This is a genomic window from Streptomyces sp. NPDC059909, from assembly GCF_042730885.1.
In the GTDB taxonomy this organism is placed as follows: domain Bacteria; phylum Actinomycetota; class Actinomycetes; order Streptomycetales; family Streptomycetaceae; genus Streptomyces.
Map to the genome: position 1 here is coordinate 1 of NZ_JBHWKX010000228.1, position 1,427 is coordinate 1,427.

Below are 1,427 nucleotides of genomic sequence, written 5' to 3' on the forward strand. Positions count from 1 at the left end.
CTCCTCGGCTTGGAGCTGGACGATCCGGGGTTCGACTTCTCCGTCCTGAGCGACTTCCGTGCCCGGCTGATCGGGCACGGACTCGAGGAGCAGGTCCTGGACCTGGTCCTGGCCAGGTGTGCCGAGCTCGGGCTGCTGCGTGCAGGCGGTCGGCAGCGCACCGACTCCACCCACGTCCTGGCAGCCGTGCGGACGCTGAACCGGATGGAGTTCGTCGGTGAGACGTTGCGCGCGGCGCTGGAGGCACTGGCCGCAGCCGCCCCGGCATGGCTGTCCGCGCTGGTCAACGCCGATTGGGCCAAACGCTACGGCACCCGGATCGACTCCTACCGCTTCCCCAAGGGCGACAACGTCCGCCAGGAGTGGGCCGAGCAGGTCGGCCGGGACGGCTTCACCATCCTGGAGGCCGTCTACGCGCCCCAGGCTCCCGCGTGGTTACGGGAAGTCCCCGCCGTCCAGGTCCTACGTCGGGCCTGGGTAGAGCAGTACCACCGCGACGGCGAGGAGGTGCGCTGGCGGGAGGGCAAAGACCTCCCGCCGGGCAGACGCCGGCTCTCCTCGCCCTACGACCCCGATGCCCGCTACGCGACCAAGCGCGGCTCGGGCTGGTGCGGCTACAAGACCCACCTCAGCGAGACCTGCGAACCGCACGCCCCGCACCTGATCACCCATGTCGTCACCACGGACGCCACCGTCGCTGACACCGAGGTCACCGCAGCCGTCCACCAGGGCCTGGCCGCACGGGAGCTGCTGCCCGATGAGCACGACGTCGATGCCGGCTACATCACCGCCGCACACATCGTGGCCGCGCGCGAGGCACATGGGATCGAACTGCTGGGGCCGGTCGGGCTGGATACGTGCCACGAGAACTACGAGGGCGAACACTTCACGCAGAGCGCGTTCACGATCGACTGGGAGGCCAAGAAGGCCGTCTGTCCCCAGGGCAACGTCAGTGCCAGCTGGTCCGACCAGCGCAAGAGCAGCGGCACTCCCGTCTCCCGGGTGCACTTCACTGCCCAGGACTGCGCGGCCTGTCCGGTGAGGGACAAGTGCACCAGGGCGGCGAACGGCAAGTGGGGCCGAAGCCTGACCCTGCTGCCCCAAGACCAGCAGGCAGCACTGGAAGACCGGCGCCGCGAACAGCTCACCGACCAGTGGCAGCAGCGCTACAACATCCGCGCCGGGGTGGAGGGCACCATCTCCCAGGCAATCCGGCGCACCCGCATCCGCCGGACCCGCTACACGGGCCTGCCCAAGACCCGCCTCGGACACATCTTCGCCGCCACCGCCATCAACATCATCAGACTCGACGCCTGGCTCAGCGAAACACCCCTCGGCGGAACCCGCACCTCGCACCTCGCCCGACTCCAACTCGCCGCCTGACGACAAGATCACACCCACCGGTTTACGCATTTCCCAACGGAGTC

Annotated in this window: 1 protein-coding gene; it reads left to right on the forward strand. The window is 69.0% G+C overall.

Annotation, left to right across the window (positions count from 1 at the left end; translation table 11 throughout):
* A partial coding sequence (locus ACFV9O_RS40415; protein WP_385428085.1) for an IS1182 family transposase occupies positions 1-1,383 on the forward strand: 1,383 nt, incomplete at its 5' end.
* Between the last annotated feature and the right edge of the window lie 44 nt (positions 1,384-1,427).